This is a genomic window from Fictibacillus barbaricus, from assembly GCF_014635025.1.
GTDB lineage: Bacteria > Bacillota > Bacilli > Bacillales > Fictibacillaceae > Fictibacillus > Fictibacillus barbaricus.
This window is the reverse complement of the sequence record NZ_BMCE01000001.1, coordinates 434,564-454,152: the sequence shown is the minus strand read 5'-3', so window position 1 is coordinate 454,152 and position 19,589 is coordinate 434,564. Positions and strand designations below refer to the sequence as shown.

The 19,589-nt window shown below is 41.3% G+C and carries 16 protein-coding genes; 4 read left to right on the top strand and 12 right to left on the bottom strand.

The window, feature by feature from the left end:
• The first annotated feature begins 144 nt into the window (after positions 1–144).
• Positions 145–2,070 (top strand): M6 family metalloprotease domain-containing protein, encoded by a 1,926-nt coding sequence (locus IEV52_RS02195; protein WP_229754161.1) that lies wholly within the window; start codon positions 145–147, stop codon positions 2,068–2,070.
• Between the two features lie 43 nt (positions 2,071–2,113).
• Here the strand turns inward: IEV52_RS02195 and pgmB are convergent, their stop codons facing one another.
• The 10 genes from pgmB to IEV52_RS02145 all read right to left on the bottom strand — a co-directional run bounded on the left by pgmB (position 2,114) and on the right by IEV52_RS02145 (position 13,936).
• Positions 2,114–2,788, bottom strand: coding sequence for a beta-phosphoglucomutase (gene pgmB / locus IEV52_RS02190; RefSeq protein WP_188400890.1), 675 nt, complete (start codon positions 2,786–2,788; stop codon positions 2,114–2,116).
• Between the two features lie 19 nt (positions 2,789–2,807).
• Positions 2,808–3,926 carry a glycerate kinase gene (locus IEV52_RS02185; protein WP_188400889.1) on the bottom strand — a complete coding sequence of 373 codons (1,119 nt, stop codon included), beginning with the start codon at positions 3,924–3,926 and terminating at the stop codon, positions 2,808–2,810.
• A 10-nt stretch (positions 3,927–3,936) separates the two neighbouring features.
• Positions 3,937–6,162, bottom strand: coding sequence for a glycoside hydrolase family 65 protein (locus tag IEV52_RS02180; protein WP_188400888.1), 2,226 nt, complete (start codon positions 6,160–6,162; stop codon positions 3,937–3,939).
• Positions 6,155–7,195 (bottom strand): Gfo/Idh/MocA family protein, encoded by a 1,041-nt coding sequence (locus IEV52_RS02175; protein WP_188400887.1) that lies wholly within the window; start codon positions 7,193–7,195, stop codon positions 6,155–6,157. Before IEV52_RS02175 ends, IEV52_RS02180 begins: the two co-directional genes overlap by 8 nt.
• 13 nt (positions 7,196–7,208) lie before the next feature.
• Positions 7,209–8,003, bottom strand: a complete 795-nt coding sequence (locus IEV52_RS02170; protein ID WP_188400886.1) for a sugar phosphate isomerase/epimerase family protein — start codon at positions 8,001–8,003, stop codon at positions 7,209–7,211.
• A 75-nt stretch (positions 8,004–8,078) separates the two neighbouring features.
• The gene (locus tag IEV52_RS02165) at positions 8,079–9,134 is read right to left on the bottom strand and encodes a zinc-dependent alcohol dehydrogenase (RefSeq protein ID WP_188400885.1); all 1,056 of its coding nucleotides are present in this window, start codon (positions 9,132–9,134) and stop codon (positions 8,079–8,081) included.
• 33 nt (positions 9,135–9,167) lie between these two features.
• Entirely contained in the window at positions 9,168–10,016 is an 849-nt protein-coding gene (locus tag IEV52_RS02160) for a carbohydrate ABC transporter permease (RefSeq protein WP_373869406.1), read from the bottom strand.
• Positions 10,009–10,893, bottom strand: a complete 885-nt coding sequence (locus tag IEV52_RS02155; RefSeq protein ID WP_188400883.1) for a carbohydrate ABC transporter permease — start codon at positions 10,891–10,893, stop codon at positions 10,009–10,011. Before IEV52_RS02155 ends, IEV52_RS02160 begins: the two co-directional genes overlap by 8 nt.
• Positions 10,894–10,937: 44 nt before the next feature.
• On the bottom strand, positions 10,938–12,239 hold the full coding sequence (locus IEV52_RS02150; protein ID WP_188400882.1) for an ABC transporter substrate-binding protein: 1,302 nt from the start codon (positions 12,237–12,239) through the stop codon (positions 10,938–10,940).
• An 11-nt stretch (positions 12,240–12,250) separates the two neighbouring features.
• On the bottom strand, positions 12,251–13,936 hold the full coding sequence (locus tag IEV52_RS02145) for a sugar phosphorylase (RefSeq protein WP_188400881.1): 1,686 nt from the start codon (positions 13,934–13,936) through the stop codon (positions 12,251–12,253).
• Between the two features lie 326 nt (positions 13,937–14,262).
• Between IEV52_RS02145 and IEV52_RS02140 the strand changes: the two genes are divergently transcribed.
• From IEV52_RS02140 to deoD, 3 genes are all read left to right on the top strand, one after another.
• Complete coding sequence (locus IEV52_RS02140; protein ID WP_188400880.1) at positions 14,263–15,267, top strand: LacI family DNA-binding transcriptional regulator; 1,005 nt, start codon at positions 14,263–14,265, stop codon at positions 15,265–15,267.
• Positions 15,268–15,480: 213 nt separating this feature from the next.
• Positions 15,481–16,650, top strand: a complete 1,170-nt coding sequence (locus IEV52_RS02135) for an MFS transporter (protein ID WP_188400879.1) — start codon at positions 15,481–15,483, stop codon at positions 16,648–16,650.
• A 113-nt stretch (positions 16,651–16,763) separates the two neighbouring features.
• The gene (gene deoD / locus IEV52_RS02130) at positions 16,764–17,474 is read left to right on the top strand and encodes a purine-nucleoside phosphorylase (RefSeq protein ID WP_188402215.1); all 711 of its coding nucleotides are present in this window, start codon (positions 16,764–16,766) and stop codon (positions 17,472–17,474) included.
• A gap of 35 nt (positions 17,475–17,509) precedes the next feature.
• Here deoD and IEV52_RS02125 read toward each other — a convergent pair whose 3' ends face one another.
• On the bottom strand, positions 17,510–18,268 hold the full coding sequence (locus tag IEV52_RS02125) for a TrmB family transcriptional regulator (protein ID WP_188400878.1): 759 nt from the start codon (positions 18,266–18,268) through the stop codon (positions 17,510–17,512).
• Between the two features lie 417 nt (positions 18,269–18,685).
• Positions 18,686–19,588, bottom strand: a complete 903-nt coding sequence (locus IEV52_RS02120) for an ROK family protein (protein WP_188400877.1) — start codon at positions 19,586–19,588, stop codon at positions 18,686–18,688.
• Position 19,589: the final 1 nt, after the last annotated feature.

Here is a 19,589-nt window from a genome sequence, read left to right as displayed (position 1 = left end):
TTCTCTCGACAATCGAGCTCAAACACATGAAATTGTAAAATCATCTATGTTATGTATAGAATTGTCAGACAATTTAATTAGGGAGTTGTTGCTTTAATGTTGAGAAAAAAATCCTTTGCCTCCTTTTCCCTCAGTTTGCTTCTCATGACCGTCTCAACCACCGTCTATGCGGACAAGCCTGGATTGCCTTCGTTCCCTGAACCGGTGGACAAGGAATCGTGGACGCTGCCGCGTGACATGACGTGGAACGATTATCGCCCTGTTCCAGGAATCGATTGGCGAAATGCTGATGTTCAGCCAGAACGTGTCATTAAAGGTGCGCTCATCATTGTAGATTTTCCAGACCGTGAATTTATCCTCAGTCAGCCTGAAGGCTCAGAAATTGCAGGTAACCCCATTAACACAGGAAATATCCCAAGAGACCAGATGGGTCAGTTCTGGCTCGACTTCTTGAACAAACCTCAAGCACTCAATAACTACAGAACCATCAATGAATATTGGCGCGAGAACTCTTATGGAAAGTGGGCGGTTGAACTTGATGCTTTCGGAACATACCGCATGGACCACAACGAATTCCAATATGGCCTCAACGAATTTAATCAGATGCAGAACATGCCTGCAGGGTTTACCGGTAAAAATTTAAGATCGGAAGCGATCCAAAAGGCACAAGCCGACATTGATGCATCCGGTGAACAATACGATTTCCGCTTTATCGTGCACGCCGGTTATGACGAATCAGGTGTGTGGCAAGAGCTAGGAGAGATGATGTTCCAAACGCCTGAATCCGTAACAAAGCCATTCGGACCGCCATATGCGGAGATGCCGAATTCCGCTGTTACCCGCTATGTGCCATGGACATCTTGGTATGCGGCGAAAAGCATCTGGTCGAGTGCTGGTGGCGGAACTTCCATTCAAGGAGAAAACGATGGGATGGGAACGTTCGCTCATGAGTTCGGACACATCATGAAACTTGGCGACAACTACAACAACCCTTATGCAAATCCAGTTTCTCGAACGTACTCAGGTCCGTGGGAACTAATGAGCCGAGGCAGCTTCAACGGCCCAGGCGGGCCACACACAAGATGGATGGTTCCTTCTCCACTTGGCGCATCTGCTCCGTCCCACCATATGCTGCGTAATAAAATCAAACAAGGCTTTCTTGATGAAGATCAGTATTTGAGCTTGAATCGTGATGAGCTTGCGGAAACAGGTCCTGTTTTTGCAGATATCCTTGCGCGTGAAGTACCTACCGGTGACGAGTTTGGACGCACAGGATTACATGGAATCAATATCGCGATGGAAGATTTAACACCGGCGAACTCGCTAAAAGATGACTGGCGTGCAGACATGCAGCGCGGAGCAAAATGGTACGACAACTACACGATCGAGGTCGTTGATCAAGTAGGTTACGATTCTTTTACACCGGATTCTGGCGTGTTGCTCGCAAAAACGAAGAACTCGGAATCTGCTCCAAACATCTGGGTCATCGATTCTCATAAAGAAGACATCAACCAAGTCGATTTTAAACGTCCTGATGGAACGGAAGCGAAGTTATCAAAAGGAGACTTTCAGCAGCTAGCCGACTCCCTTTTTAAAGCTGGAACTGCAGAGGGTGTTGTCAGTGAATATAAGGATGAGCATAACCGGCTTCACTTCTACATTTTAGAGAAGAAAGTGGATGATGAAGGTGCACTAAGCTACCGTGTGGGCGTTAGACATATGGATGGCGCAGGTCCTTATGATCGCGGCGTAAAAGCAGAGAGAGGCACGACAAAGTTCGCTGTTCCTGGCCGAGTTGCGGTGTATAACTTTAATGTGACCAACACGGGTGAAGCGACTGATCTTATCCGCTTGAATGCTAAGACTGAAGCGGGTTGGGAGCTTCAGTTAGAACACAATGTGATTGAAGTGGAAGCAGGAAAAACGGTTCAAGTCCCTGTTTATGTAAAGATTCCTGATGCAGAGAGCGGTCCGAAACCAACGGAACTTTCATTTACATCGACATCTGAAACAGATAGCAGCAAAACTTCTACTGTCGTTCATAAAGTGGGTCCAGGGAAAGGGAAATAAGCAGATAAAAAGGAGCGATCTTATAGTCGCTCCTTCATTGTTTTTAATCGTTCCACTTATTGAATGCTTCTTTTATTTTCTCCCACTGAAGCTGGCCTGTGGACATTAATTGGTAATCCGCTTTAGACAGCTGCTTTCCTACACCAACTGCAAACATGCCGCTTGCCTTAATGGATTCAACTCCTGCAACTGCATCCTCTATACCGATAGACCGTTCCGGCACTGCATTCAGCCCTTTACATGCCGTTAAGAAGATCTCAGGGTCGGGTTTTGATTTGCTTATTTTTGATGCATCTGCACAGTAATCGAATGCCTCAACTAGGTTCAATGCTCTCAGAACGGTTTCTGCATTTTTGGAAACCGATGCAAGTCCAATCGGAATCCCATCTGTTTTAATGCTCTTGATCAAGTCCATGATACCCGGAAGTACATGTTCAGGGGTTAATTCATCAAGATAATTTACATAGTTAGCATTTTTTCTTTCAGCCATTTCTTCTTTTTCGATTGAAGTGAAATCATGCTGCCGATTTCCTTCTTCCAAAATTAATTCCAACGAATCCATCCGGCTTATTCCTTTCAGGCGTTCGTTGAATTCCTCATCGATTGAAATACCTATTTCTTCGGCCAGCTGCTTCCAAGCTAAAAAATGAAAGTGTGCTGTATCTGTAATGATGCCGTCCAGGTCAAAAATGACAGCATCAATCTTATGATTGTTCATGGATAACGACCTCTCTGTTTTAAAGTAAAGCAGCGATGTTCCGTGCAGTTCTTTTAATATTGTTATACGCATCGTTCATGATACGTTCAACAGGCAATAGTGCAGGTATGGTAGGGAAAACAGCATGGATGCCATGCTTGTAGAGCTTTTCACTTCCATCCCCAATGCTTCCGCAGATCGCGATAACTCTGGAGGATGCAGGTGAACAAGCCGCTACTCCTAAAGGAGCTTTTCCATTTAGGGTTTGTCCATCCATTCTTCCTTCACCCACGATCACTAGGTCAGCATCTTTACAAATGTTCTTCACATCTAGCTCCTCTAACACGAGTTCAATACCTTTTTTTATTTCAGCGTTAGTAAACAATAAGAGACCTGCGGCGATTCCTCCGCCTGCACCACTGCCAGGTATGCTCATAATCTCTTTATTGAAATTCGAACAGGCTTTTTCATAAAAACGTCCTAAAGCGGAATCCACCTCTTCCAGCATTTCTTTCTTCAGCCCTTTTTGAGGTCCATATACATAGGTGGCACCGTTGCTGCCTGTTAAGGGATTCTCAACATCCGCTGCGATCGTAATCTTGACTTTATCTAGACGGGGATCGCGATGTTCACCAGTCATTGATTCAATATGAAATAAATCCTGTCCGATTCCTCTTACCAAAGCCCCTTCATGATCGTAAAATCGATAGCCTAGCGCAGCAGCCATTCCTATGCCGCCATCATTCGTTGCACTTCCTCCGACCCCGATCACTAACTCAGTGGCACCAGAATCCATAGCATGTACAATAAGTTCTCCAACACCGAATGTCGTTGCATTTAAGGGATTTCGCCGCTCAAAAGGAACGAGATGAAGTCCACTGGCTTCAGCCATTTCAATATAAGCCTTTTTTCCATCAGAAGAAAAGGCAATCTTAGCATGGACAGGCTCACTTAGAGGACCCGTTACAGAGACCGTTTCGATAACGGCTTGGTTGGCAGAGGCTAGTGACTGCATGGTGCCTTCACCACCGTCACCGATCGGCAGAAGATGATATTCCGCATCTGGAAAGGATTCTATGAAACCCTCATGGATTGCTTTTGCCACTAATTCGGCTGGTAAACTTTCTTTAAATGAATCAGGTGCAATTACAATTTTCATCTTGTTCTCCTTATAAACCGACTTCTATTTTGTCTGTAACCTGATAAGCTGTTCCTCGGATATCCAGCTGTACGTCGGGACCAGAAAGTTTTAAGATCGTCATTTTTTGCTGTGTTATTGTAATATTTAATCTCGTTCCTTGCCATATAATCGGAAATTCGAGTTCAGTCCATTCCGTTGGCAGCTTAGGGTCTATTGATAGCCTATCATTAACAATCGATACATTGGCGAATCCAAATACCGTTGCCAGCCAAATAGCACCAAGTGATGCCGCATGTAGTCCTTCATCTGATGAATGAGGGTTAGGACCCAGATCAATCAAACAGGCTTCTTTAAAGAACCGGTATGCTTCCTCTTTTTCCCCGCACCTTGCTGCAACGATCGCATGAATGGCCTTACTTAAGGATGAATCATGGATCGTATGTTCTTCATAATACTGAAGGTTTTCAGCTACTACATCACTGGAGAAAAGGTCTGGGAACAGATACAAAAGCATGACGACATCGGCTTGCTTCAGGATCTGCATCTCATTTACTTCCTGTCTGGAATAGTCTAATAAGATGCCCTGGCTGCCTTGGTTCATTTTATATTTGGATAAGTCGATCTCAGGCTTCTTCAAGAACGTATCATCTTGCGGAATGATGTTGTCTGGTCCCGGCTTTGGAAGATACAGACGGTTCAAGAAGTCTTCACCTGCAGCAAGAAGAGACTCATCAGCATCTTTAAATCGTTTCATATAGTTAAGCGTTTGTTTAACGTTAAAATGAGCCATATAGTTTGTATAGGCATTGTTATTGATATGTTCGGTATATTCATCAGGTCCGATTACATCCTGAATAGACAGTTTTCCATCTTCCTCACAAGCACGGCTGATCCAGAATCGGCTCGTTTCTTTTAATAAAGCCAATCCTTCCTTTTTCATGAATTCATCATCATGAGTAGCTTGATAGTAATGCACCACGGCAAAAGCTATATCTGCCACGATATGGTGCTCAGCTATAGCAGATGCAACTTTTTGACGCTTGCCAGTACGAATGTTGATCGCTGCAAATTCAGGTGTTTCCTCAACGCCCGTGAACGCACTCTCCCACGGAAACAGAGCACCTTCATAACCATTCTGATGAGCCTTTTCTATGGCCTGCTGAAGGTGGAGATATCGATAGCGTAATAGCTTTCTAGCTGTTTCGGGTTGTGTGAAAAGATGATGGGGCAGAATAAAAATCTCGGTATCCCAGAAAATATGCCCTTTATATCCCGGACCAGTTAGGCCTTTTGCTCCTACGCTGAAGCGTTCATCGTGTGCAGGAGTCATAATTTCAATGTGATACAAAGCAAAATCAAGAGCGAATTGATCGAATTCGTGTTCCGACGTGATCTTCACTTGTTTTCGATCCCAAAATTCTTTCCATTTTTGGGCGGACTTACTTAACAGATCGTCATATCCTTCAGCTAACTTCTTCTGTAATGTTTGTACACCGGTTGTTTCAAGGTCCAAGCCTGTCTCATCATCAAGGGAAGTATGAATGGTGCACAGTTTTTCAAGAATAAATGGTTCATTTAAAGGCAGGTTTGCCGTTACGGTTGTATAAAGCTGCCGGTTCTTCGCAACAAATGCGGTATCTGCATCTCCTGTGCAGCTGCAGCTAGCCGTAATGGCTATCTGATGACCTGACTCACTTGTTTGAAAGGTTCCCTGCATGATTCTTTCATCGAATACCCTTACGTTTTCCTCAAGAAGGTGCTGGTTGCCGAAGTTTGTCTGTTGAGCATCAATGCCTGTAACGATTTTTAATTTAGACTGTTTATCTAAACTAGTAACTGTTACCTTCATCCCGACTAGATGTAAGTCATCTTTGGATACGAAGCGTTGAAAAATTAATTGGTATTTAGCACCTGATCTGCTTTTCCATACGACTTCACGTTTAATCTGACCATCTAAGAGACTTAATTCACGATGATAGGAAAGGATTTCTCCATCAAGCAAGGAGAAAAGTTCTCCGTCGATCTCGATTCTTATCGCTGTTAGATCTGGTAAGTTAACAATTTCAGAAATGCCATTATTAGTGGCTTTATTGTAGATTCCGGCTGCATACATCCCTTTTATCTGATCGGTATACTCTTCCTCATGCGAAGCACGCAAGCCAAGATAACCATTTCCTAATGTCATTAAACTTGCATATTTATTGATAGAATCTATGCTAAAAATTTCTTCCGTTACGGTTTGTTGTTTATTCATAGGATACACTTTCACCTTTTTCAGCAGAATGATATAAAGCTTCTATTAGTTGTTGGATCATGTATCCTTCTTTTGCATCTGCAATCATGGTTTCTTTTCCAAGACATCTGTCTACAAAAGCTTCCAGGCTTTTAGGATGTCTGTCGGGATCAGCTTTCTCTCTATGGAAAAGTGAGAGCAGCTCTCCACCTTCGTCTGTATAAATTTGTGCCGGAAATAGAGTGGCTCCCGCCTGATCCCCGCAGAATTCAACATTCATAATAGACTGCTCTTTTATATTTAATGCAAAAGAAGTTTCCAGTTGGAGCAAACGGCCACCTTCGAGTTCAATGAATCCAAATAGAGAGTCTTCTACTTCAAATTTGTTTGGGTCCCATTCCCCAAACATACCCGTGGATTTTTTGTTGCCTATTTTTTGAAACATTTTAGCGGTAACCTTCTCTACTTTCGGATACCCTAGAACATACAATGCCGCATCCAGCATATGGACGCCCAGATCAATAAGCGGCCCTCCGCCCTGTATCGTTTTATCCGTAAAGGTTCCCCAGCCCGGAATTCCACATCGTCGCATAGCTTGCACTTTTATGAAGTAGACATCACCCAATATCCCTTCGGTCACTTTATCCTTCAGGACTTGAACATCATCCGCAAAACGATGATGAAAATTGTATGCCAGGATACGATTGTTTTCTTCCGCCTTTTCTTTCATCTTCTTAGCATCTTCTGCAAGAATGGCAGGGGGTTTTTCGCATAAAACATCACATCCATATGACAATGCCTGCATCGTATTTTCATAATGATATTTATTCGGCGTACAAATACTGACCATATCAGGCTTTTCTTCTTCATACATCGCTTCAGCATCCGTATAAAATCTAGGAATCCCATTGCGTTCAGCAAATTCCTCCACTCGCTCATGATTCCTGCCTACCACAGCAACCAGATCAATATCATCTCGGGATTGATAGTAGGAGACATGCACTTTTTCCGCTACTTGTCCGCCTCCTATGATCGCTACCTTCTTTTTATTCACGGGCTTTCTCCTTTCAGACTAAAGATCTCTTAAGGTGAGACAATGCTTTTTTATACTCTGATTCAGGATCGTTCCCACGGACACGGCACTCGATCATCAAATATCCTTCGTAACCATCTTCTTTCAACTGGTTAAAGTGTTTTTGAAAATCAATCGAACCGCTCCCAGGCTGAAAACGATGGTTATCTGCAAGATGAACATGCCCTACTAAGTCACGATGTTGATGCAATGCCTCTGATATACCGTCTTCCTCAATGTTCATATGATAGAAGTCAGCCATGATCTTAACGTTTTCTAAATGATTTTCTTCTATATAGCGCCGCGCATCTGCCAACGTATTAATCATGTGATCCTGATAACGATTTAAGGGCTCTAAGAAAATGATTGTACCGGTCTCTTTAGCTGCTTGATCTAAATAGATGAGAGAATCACTCACTGCTTTCCAGTCGTCTTCTTTACTTCTTGGTGAAACCATAGGCGGCAATCGATACGTGAACATTCCCCAAGCAGCAGGTACTATGATTCCTTTCCCGCCAATCTCCTGTAAGGCTTCTAAGATTTGTTTAATTTCAGTTAATCCAGTCTTTCTGCGTTCTTCATCAAAATCACCAATCCAGCCGCTGTAGCCGCCGCAAACAGTAGGAACGGATAATCCCGTTTCATCCATCGCCTCTTTAACTTCCTCTATGTGGTCGACCAAAAACTTCCCATCTATCTCAAATGCGTCAAATCCCATCTCTTTTATATATTGGAATTTTTCTTTGATATCCTCGGGAAAGAAAAACTGATTTTGAGTACCAATCTTCATCTGTCCGTCCTCCTAATTCTGTTACATTATGATTAAATCCTTGCTGTCAGGAGACAGAAGGATTTAATCGTAAAATTATTCAAATGTGATTCCCATCTTGATGCTGAGCTCTGGATGCTGATCAACATATTGCATGTAAGCTTTATCGCTCGCTTCGAAAGACACGACCGGGTTAATAATATCCTCACAGTGAAGATATCCATTCATCAGCAGCTCCCAGCATGTATCCTCGATTCTTTTTCTGTTCCAGCGAGGATAATCCGGATTTGGTTCGCTCGCTGCACGTGAGAAAACAATTTTAGCGTTGTTAAAATGTGCTTCACGTCCAAAATTTAATCCTTCTGGGAAAGGTTTTCCGAAAGCAACGTATGAAATGGTTCCGCCGTATGCAATTCCTTTAAGTGCAGCTTGAAGTGCCGCTGAATTTCCGCTCGTTTCGATGATGGAATCCACACCTAGTTTATCTGTCAGTTTTTTCACTTCATATCCTACATCACAAGCAGTGGGATCAAGACAAACATTTGCACCGTGGCGCTTAGCGATCTCACAACGCTGACTGATCGGATCAACCCCGATCACTAGACTCGCTCCTGCTCTCTTTGCAAGTTGAACAGCAATCTGTCCAATAGCCCCGAGACCGACGACCATGACATAATCCCCTGCTCTCACATTGGCGTCTCTTACTCCGCTTAGCGCAAATTGGGCAGGATCATAACATACAGCATTCTGCCATTTCGCTCCCTCAGGCATCTTTCTTAAACGGTGATTATCAATCGCGTTCACAATAACCGTTTCCATGATCGGTCCATACGTACATACCGTTTCACCGACTTCATACTCCGTTACATCGCTACCTTTTTCTACAATCTTGCCGACTACCATGTTTCCGAGCTGAAACTCACCGAACACGATACCCGGCTTTGAGCCTTCTTCACGCGGCATGAACATTCGCCATTCTTCATTGAAGTCTTCACCGATAAAAGGAGTCTGTCCACGAAAGTCAATGACTTCTGTTCCGTGTTTTGGTGACGCGAACTCTACTTTAATTTTGACTTGATTATTTTCTATTGAACGGTCTGTATACTCTACGAATCCCGCTTCTCTTGGCTGGACTGCGATTAATTTTTTCATGACTTGCTATTTCCTCCTCAATTGGTCAAAGAATTATCCTTTTACTCCGCCCTCAGTCAGGTTTCCTTTAATGAAGTGCTCGGATATCGCATACATAATGACAACCGGCAAAGCTGTAACGAGTGAAGCAGCCATCATTCTTCCCCAAACATAATCCGGGGTGCTGAATAGCGCATTTAAGCCGATCGGCAGTGTAAAATTCTCTGAATTCGAAATAAAAATCGATGCAAACAGGTAATCGTTCCATGCCACCATAAAGGAATAAACAAACACGGAAATGATTCCTGAAATAGACAGCGGAATGATGATGTACAGGATAATCTGTATACGGTTAAGCCCATCAATCATTGCTGCTTCTTCCAAATCATCTGGAATCGTATCAAAATAACTTTTCAGCATAAAGATGGCTGTAGGCAAGGTTTGCACGATCATCGTAATAATTAAGGATGTTCTCGTATCATACAAGCCTAAGCCCGAAATGATCTTAAACAAAGGCACTACCAGCAAGATTCCTGAAAACATATATACCGTGTAGAAGCTGGCATTAATCGTAGTCTTTCCCATGAACTTTAATTTGGAGAGAGCATACGCACCAAAGATTCCGATTGTTACTGCTAATACAGAAGCAGTGAGCGCAACGATCAAACTATTCTTAAAGTAGATCAAATAAGGAAAAACAACGGGATTAAAAATATCCTGGAAATGCTGGAATGTCCATTCCTTTGGAAAGATCGTCGGGCTGGTTGAAACAGCCTCACCCGAACTCTTAAAGGCTGTCATCAGCATGATTAAAAATGGAAACAGCGTAACTACCATGAGTAGGATAAGGGTAGCGTAAAACGCAACTTTTTTTGTCATCTTGGTTTTTTTGCTACTAGCCATTGCCATTAAAATTCACCCTCTTTCTTGCTGCAATGATTACGATGAATAGAATGATAAACAGGATCACAGATATCGATGCAGCCTGACCTAAGTCATTAAACGCAAAGGCTGTTTTATACAGATAGATTCCAAGTATATCTACCTTATTTGTCAGTAGATATACATCCGTAAACATATAGAATAACCAGATCGAACGTAGCGTAATTACTGTTATAAGCACCGGCATGATTGCTGGCAGGGTTACAATCTTAAACTTTTGCCAAGCCGATGCCCCATCTATTTCTGCTGCTTCATACAAACTGGAATCGATCGTTTGAAGGATCGCCAGGAATGAGATGAAGGCATAAGGGAAATAACGCCAAATGGCAAAAATGACAACTAGAATAAAACTGCTTACCGGGTTATCAAACCAAAGTGGCGCTTGTTTAAAAAGATGAAACACATCTCCGCCCAGAAAGTTAACGATTCCATAACTGTTATTAAACATGTATTTCCAAGCGAAAATTAATGAAATCGATGGTGTCACATAAGATAGGATGATTAATGACCGTGCTGTTTTTCTAAACATGAACGGCCGATTAAAAAATATAGCTACAAGTAGACCAAGGACAGTGCTTCCTCCTACCGCTAAAGCTGTATACAAAACAGTAAGGCCTAATGATTTCAAAAATTCTATATCTGAAAGAATATTTATATAATTTTCTAAGCCAATAAATGTTGAATCAAGCCTAGGGTTTATCGGAAGATGGAAGAAACTGATCTGTATGTTCGAAAACATTGGATAAGCAACAAGCAATAATAGAAGAAATAAGCTTGGAAAAAGCAGTACCATTGCAAGTTTAAAGTCAGTTTTTCCTTTTTTTATCGTAGTTTTCATAGTACCTCCCCGTTCCATAACCTCACTCAAGTATCAAAGAGAGATTACCTTTTTTCTAAAGCGTCTTTTATAGTCTTTTCAGCTTTTTTAAGTTCGCTCTTGATTCCACTTTTTCCAACCGTTATGTTGTTGATCAGAGTAGGAATCGCACCCGAGCTTGTAACGTCTCCCATTTTTAAATAGTTTTTGCCGCCGACTAAACCGAATGCCTGGATATCGTTGAATGACGCAGCAATTTCAGTTGAAAGATTTCCGAATGCTTTAACCACTTCATTGGATTGATAGTCTGGGTTATCAGTCACTTGTTTGTTTACAGGCTGAGCTCCACCTGGTGACATTAAAACCCAATCAGTCGTATTTTCAGGTTCGGACATAAAGGAAACGAATTTTTCTGATGCCTCTTTCTGGTTGGCTTCCAATCCAGATGATATCGTCAATGCAGATACCATACCGAATACTGCCTTTTGTTCTTGTTCAGGAACAATATATCCGATATTGTTTGCATCGCCTTCTTCAAAAACAGATGGAAGAATATACGTTGAATACATAGCCATCGGGACTGTTCCGTTCATGAAAGCATCTTTAATCTCGGTCGTGTCGTTTGAGCCAGGCATCGTGTATTGGGATAACTTTTTATAGTACGTAAGTGCCTCATTCATTTCAGGAGTATTCAGCATGAGGTCGCCATTGTTATTAAATACATTGGCATTGTTAGATAAGGCAAATTGAGAAAATCCCTGCTCTGAAAAAGGTCCTTCAACTGTCGGGATCGCAATTCCATATTTTTTGCTGCCCTTATCCGTGAATTCTTTGGCAACTCCCATGATTTCTTCCCAGTTTTTAGGCTCTTCCATGCCTTTTGCCTTCAGCATTTCTTTGTTATACCAGATCCCTTGTACCCAGCCACTGATCGGTACCCCTGAATAACTCTTTCCATTTTCAGTTCTCAAAAGGTCAATTGCACCTTCATAAAAGTTTTCTTTTCCAACCTGATCAAGTACTTTGTTCACTGACTTTCTATCAATTAACTCGTCTTTTTCCATAACCTTTGCATAATCATTTCCTACTTCGATGACAGCAGGCAGGTTTCCAGATCTCGCTAATGTGACGACTTTCGTATTATAATTGCCTTCTTCAACGGGAACCTGTTTGATCTTAATATCAGGGTTCTCCTTCTCAAACTTAGCCACCAATTTATTGATGACAGCTAAGCGTTCCTGCTCAACAGATGAATGCATAAATTCAACGATGGTCCTGCCGTCATCAGTGGTTGTTCTATTTCCACATGCGCTCAAAACGATGCTAAACATGATTATGAGCAGCAAACTCAAACTTTTGATCTTCATCATTTAACCTCCTATTGGATTGGTTTTAACCAGAGAAATTGATAGGGATCCAATGGACTGTGCGTATCGAAATTCATCGTGTTTCCAGTTAAGAGATCCAAATAGTCACCAGAAATCTTACATTCCACAGACTCATTTGCAAGGTTATGAATAACCAGTAGTTCATTTCCGTCATCAGAAATCCGCTTAAAAGCAAAAAGTCTTTCATCCAGATCCAATACTTCCATAGCAACATCAGGGTGAAGAAGTTCGATTTCTTTTCTGGTCACAATAATTTTTGTCAATTCTTCAAAAATGCTGTGTCTAAGTGTATCCGTACTAGTCAATTCTTGTTCGATTACCAAAACATCATATTTTTGACGATTAATCGACCGGTTCATACCTGTTCTAGAAACACCTTCATAGTCATTGCGTGAACCTAGCATGCTTTGTATATAAACTGCTGGGACCCCAGGAAGTGTTAATAGAATGGAATGTGCCACTAAGAATCTTTTTGTCCGGATCTCATCATGATCCGATTGCTTGTTTAAAGCATCCATATACGTCACATTAATTTCGTAAGGACTCTTGCTGCCGTCTGGGTTATTTTTGTAGTTTACTAATGCCCCTTCACCTTTTAATCCATCCACCATCTTGAGGATTTCTTCTTCTGGGATGATTCCTCGAATTGGATTTAGGCCTATTCCATCATGGGATGCTAAGAAATTAAAAAAGGTTGTTTGCTTACCTGGCAATTCAAGATTTTTTGCCCATTCTATAATAGCGCTTCCATTCCCTTGTAAAATGGAGTAAAGCACCAATGGCGGCAGGGGAAATTGGTAAACCATTTGAGCTTCATCTTCACCGTTTCCAAAATAGGAGATATTATCTTTATGCGGAACATTTGTTTCTGTAATAAGGACTGTTCCTTCAGAAACTTCATCAGCAATATCTCGAAACAGTTTTATTATCTGGTGCGTTTTTTCAAGATGGATACACGTAGTTCCAACTTCTTTCCACATAAATCCTACAGCGTCAAGACGTACGTACTCTGCCCCCTGCTCCAGATAGAACAACAAGACTTCAATCATTTTTACTAATACCTTTGGGTTCTTGAAGTTCAAATCAATCTGATCTTCACTAAAGGTTGTCCAAATATATTCTTCCGTTCCATCATCTTTTTTAAACTTAGTCAAAACTGGTGTAGCCCGAGGTCTTGTCACAGAGCTTAGATCAACGGAAGGATCCATCACCACGAAGAAATCCTTAAACTCAGGGTCACCTTGAAGGTATTTCTGGAACCATTCACTTTTTGCTGAAATATGGTTGCATACATAATCGAACATGAGTCGTGTTGATCCGGATAAATGCTCTAAGTCTTCCCAGTCTCCGGAAATCGGGTTGATTTTTGTATAATCTATAACAGAAAATCCATCATCGGATGAATAAGGGTAGAATGGTAAAAGATGAACCATATCAAATTTGTCTGTAAAATAACGGTCAAACATCTTCTTAAAAGAAGCTAAGGTAGGTTTATTTTCTTCATGAAATTGGTCAGCATATGAGATTAAAACAACATCCTTTTCATCCCAATGCGGTTTTCTCTTTTTTATAACTTTTGATTTTGCACTATCTATTAATTTTTTTAGGCTTGGCCAAACTTCATTAACTTCCTCTTCAGAGTAAATCAACTTTAATCTTTCTTTAAGATTTTCCATGTAGCTCCTCCTTTTGGGACCGCTCCCATGATATCGTAAAAAAAAGCAGCAAACTGATTGTGGTACCGCTCCCACGATATCGCAAAAAAATAGAGTATTCTGTGGTACCGTTCCCACGATATAACAAAAAAAATAAAATATTCTGTGGTACCGCTCCCACAAAGAGACTATAATATACAAAGCGGATACTGTCAACGCTTTCATTTCCGTTATAGATGTTGATAATTTCCAATACTATTACTATAATAACTAATTGTTGCGGCTTCCAACATTTTGAGACAATTTCAATATCTATATCTATGGATATTTATAGGAGGGGAGCTTTTTTGAGTTGTACCATTTACGATATAGCAAAGCTTGCAAATGTTTCAAAATCAACAGTATCTCGAGTATTAAATAATCAGACCAATATCTCTGCAGAGGCAAAAGAGCGCGTGCTTAATGCTATTGCGGAATTAAAATATCAGCCTAATAAAGTGGCTAGAGGACTCTCTTCCGGTTTTGATGCGATTATGGTTATTTCACGTTCATCTAGAACGACAGCAAACAATCCGTTCTTCTCCGAAATCATTCAGACCATTTCCTCAAAAGCGGAAGAAGAGAATTTTGATCTTATTTTGAATACATCACACAGCAGCAACGATGAAATTGAAAAATGCAAAAATAAAATAAACGAAAAGATGATAAAGGGAATCTTGATGCTAACGGCTCCTGCCGATGAGCATTTCTTTAAAGAGCTAGATGTGTTTGACATTCCCATCGTTGTGATTGGCAGACTAGATGGTACCTATAAAAATGTATATACAGTAGATACCAATAACTATCAAGACAGCTATGACCTGATAAATTATTTATTCGAGCAAGGTCATCGGGATATTGCCTGTCTCCATTCACCGCTTGAATACCATGTATCCATCGATCGTCTTAAAGGATATACAGATGGCATCCTGCACCATGGGTTACAGCTCAATAACGACTGGATCATAAACAGCGGTTATACGGTTGAAAGTGCTTATGAATCAGCAAAATCACTTTTGCTTCGTTCGAAGAGACCTACTGCCGTTGTTGCAAATGATGATTTAAAAGTTTGGACTCTCTATAAGGCAGCAGCAGAATTAGGAATATCCATTCCTCAAGATCTCTCTGTCGTTGGTTATAGTAATTCACCCTTTCTCAGCCCTGCGCTTACAAGAGTAGAAATACCAATCGAAGAATTAGGAGCGGTTGGCAGTAAAATTCTATTTGGGAAAATAAGAGGAAGTAAAATGGAATCCAAAACGATTGTTCCTACAAATAAAATGTGTGGAGAATCTGTTTCCAAATTAAATTAATACTTGCTGCTTTGAATGGAGAGATTTAAATAATCTCTTCATTTTTTTATTGATTCATTCGCAAATATACAAATACATCTATACCACAGCCCCTTTCACAGTTCATTTATAAATAAAATAAACGACATATATTGGTTAGAAAATTAGTATTGCCCTTCTTTTCTTTATAAGTTACCATTACAGGGGTAACTTTTTGAATGGAGGTCGGTAATGTTGAATAAACGTGTTTATTTATTGACGATCGTTTCATTTGTTGTTGGGATGGTCGAGTTAATTATAGGTGGAATTCTAGACCTCGTAGCAGAGGATCTTGGAGTTAGTTTAGGTAAAGCAGGATTTCTTATCACGATCTTCTCTCTTGTGTTTGCCGTCGCAGCTCCCATCTTGCTGACGATGACTGCTGGAGTAGAAAGGAAGCGTTTAACCCTTATTGCTCTAGTGGTATTTTTAGCAGGGAACGCATTGGTAATCGTGAGTCCAACTTATACAATGTTATTGATCGCCCGAATCTTTTCTGCAGCAAGCGGCTCGTTACTCGTTGTTCTATGTGTGACGATCGCATCCAACATCGTAGAAGAAAAATATCGTGCTCGTGCGATCGGCGTGGTCTTTATGGGGATCAGTGCTTCACTGGTATTAGGGATTCCAATCGGCTTGATGCTTGGAAACGCCTTCGGTTGGCGCGCTCCATTCATCTTAATTACAGCTCTAACTGTCTTATCCATACTCGGTGTGTATTTCTTTATGGGACGTCTTGATCCGAAGCCCGCGATTCCGATCAGACAACAACTTCGCACGTTAAAAGACAGAAGAGTATTATTTGCTCAAGTTACATCGTTTCTTTTCTTGGCAGGTCATCTAACGTTGTACGGCTATTTAACACCGTTCTTAAAGATGACGCTCGGGCTTGATGGAACATGGGTAAGCATCGTGTACCTGATCTTTGGGGTTGCAGCGGTATTCGGCGGTGGATTAGGCGGCATGCTTGCTGACCGATTTGGCACGAAGCCTACTATTTTAGGTGTAATTATCGTTTTTGGCATCTCAATCTTTATGATTCCATATACAACTTTTGCTTTCCCGTTATTTTTAGTGGTCATGATCATTTGGAGCATGCTCAGCTGGGCGATCACACCTGCTATGCAGAGTTATCTCATCGAGTCGTCTCCTGAAACATCCGATATCCAGCAGAGCTTAAACAATTCTGCGCTTCACTTCGGCATTGCGTTCGGGTCCATGATCGGTGGAATCGTGATTGAGAATGCATCCGTAGAGATGAATGCAACAGTCGGCGGATTGTTGGTCATACTGGCTCTTGGTACAGCTGTTTTTTCCATGGGTAAAAAAGAGCATTCTTCGAGTCGCGCACATACAATTAGCTAGGTTGCTAAAACTATGGCATGATGAATGTAGAGAAAATTTTTGAGGTAAGCTACAACTTTTTAAGGAGGTGAAGCCATTACTAGCTGTTTAAAAAGGCTGTAATGGTGAAACAAATGAGTATCCATATTGGTGCAAAACAAGGTGAAATCGCAGAAAGTATCTTATTACCAGGTGATCCGCTTCGTGCAAAATACATTGCAGAAACATTCTTAGAAGACGTAACATGCTACAACGAAGTTCGCGGTATGCTAGGGTTCACAGGAACGTACAAAGGAAAACGCGTATCGGTTCAAGGGACTGGCATGGGGATTCCATCAATCGGGATCTATGTAAACGAGCTAATCCGTGAATATGGCGTGAAAAACTTGATCCGTGTTGGAACATGCGGTGCAATCCAACAAGACGTAAAAGTTCGTGACGTAATCTTAGCTATGACAGCTTCTACGGATTCAAGAATGAACCACTTAGCCTTCCCTGGCATTGATTTTGCACCTTGTGCAAACTTCGATCTATTGAAGAAGGCATATGATGCCGGAACAGAAAAAGGCTTAAAAATTAAAGCAGGTAACGTGTTAACTGCTGATCTGTTCTACCGTGACAGCATGGATATCGTGAAAAAATTAGCTGAAAACGGCGTACTGGCTATCGAAATGGAAACAACAGCACTCTATTCAATCGCAGCGAAATACGGCGTGAATGCACTATCGATCCTGACAGTAAGTGATCACATCTTCACAGGTGAAGAAACGTCAGCGGAGGAGCGTCAAACAACGTTCAACGATATGATCGAAATGGCTCTGGAAGTAGTAAGTTCAGAAAAATAAGCACGTAAAAAGGAGGCTGCATTAGCCTCCTTTTTTTAATACCTTAACTTCATTAATACACTTCTGATCTCTTCATCATTCATCAACAGTTCTGAATGCTTTTCATTAATTTTAGCAAGGGCCACATCGTGGTAAAAGAACTCGATGAACACTTTGATGAACGGCCTGGATTTTGTCTTTAGCGCCTGCCAGCTTTGATTTTCCATCCCCGCAAAGATCACTTCTGTCTCATCGACGACAACTAAGCGGAATCGTTCCAACGAATGGTGCTCCTGTGCCGGAATCAGTGTATGTACGTTGGACAAACTGGAGTCCATCTCACCTACAACAAGTACTTCCACATCTACTCCTTGTTCCTCTTTTTCCTCGAGTAAAGGAAGATAGTCGAGAACATCATCCTGCCAAGCGGAAACTTTAATTGATTTCTCCGCACCTTGAAGGAGCCGCTTCGTTTGTGCACGAATCGATGAATCGACCTTTAGGCTCCAAACGTGTTCATCATAGAACTTCCTCTTGGAGGTGCTGGTTTTTAACTGTTGGACGTTCTCTTGGAATTCAGTCGTAAGCTTCTCGATCACAATCGGCAATGGCAGCGCGGTATACAGTTTTTTCTTTTCCGATACTGAATCAAGCACCATCCCTTTTTCGATCATGCGCGAAAGAACCTCGTAAATTTTTGATTTCGGGACACCTGAATATTTTACGATGTTCGTCGCATCCATGGGTTCCTCACTCGATGCAAGAACTTCAAAAACTTGACTCTCATATTGTGAAAAACCGAATTTTTGTAGCATGGTTCCTCCTAAAAAGTGATTAATTAAAGTACAATTCCGGATAAAAGTATTTAAATGGCGCTTTTCGCCATCTTATATAGTAGCATGTTTACCAATCTTCTATCTTCTCTTTCATTGATACAAATATCTTAAAACACTTTTTACCGTGGCACCAGTCTAGACAAAGGCATCCATTCTATTATTATTTGTTTGAGGAGAGAAATTCATCTCACCTGCCTTTTTTGTTTTTTACGGTACGTGTTCTTTTATCTGTTACACGTTTACCCGAATTCGACACGTTTACACCCGCTTCACATACAATTTAGCCCAGTTTTCCCATTTTACACCCAGGTTCCTCATATTTACACCCTATTTCCTCACATTTACGCCCAGGCCTAATCAAAATGTACTCTTAAACGTATAAAAAGAGCGATTTTCTTAATAATCGCTCTTTCCACTGTTTAACAAATGAAACAAAGCCCCAATTAGATTTGCATCATTGTCAAAATGACAAGCTTCTACTCTAAAATCAAGGGTTGCCGTTTCATTTCTTAACTTTTTTAATTCCTGATTAATGCCGTCAATCACTTCTGACCTCTTGCTAATTCCCCCGCCTATCAATATTTTAGCGGGATCAAGAATGTATTTTAAATTAAAGATTCCTGCGGCTAATTTTTTATAAAAATCAGCCACGCACTCACTTGCTATTATGTCTCCGTTATTAACGGAATCGAATACCTGCTCGCCAGTCAAAGCACCCATTGCAAGACCTTTCTTTCTCTCCACTTCCCTGACCAGTGCATGGGTTGAAGAGGTTCGACTCCAATTCAATCGTTGCGGATTATCGAGTGGATCTCCCAATAACATGTAGCCAAACTCTCCGCCATGAAGGTTGGATCCTTTTAAAATGGAACGATTCATGACGATACTGCCACCGATTCCTGTACCGATTACAATACATATATAATAATCAGTATCCTTCGCTGCACCTAGCCAGCCTTCTGCCAACGCAGCACAGTTGGCATCATTTTCAATGGAAACTTGATGACCCGTTTCATTTTCAAGCAACTCTATCATGTTAACGTCATGTATAAAGGGGATGGCACTCGCTCCACCAATATATCCTGTATGGGTATCCACAGCCCCAGGGGAGCTCACGGCTATACCAGAAAAGTCATATTTACTCTGAAGCGATTGAACAATCGAAGTTATTTTTTGTACAAACTCTTCAAGGCTAACAGGTGTAATCAGCTTGCCGCTTTCTAACTTGCCGGCTTCTTCATCCATGACGGCATACTTGATATACGTTCCACCTAGATCAAACACCATGTACGTTTTCATT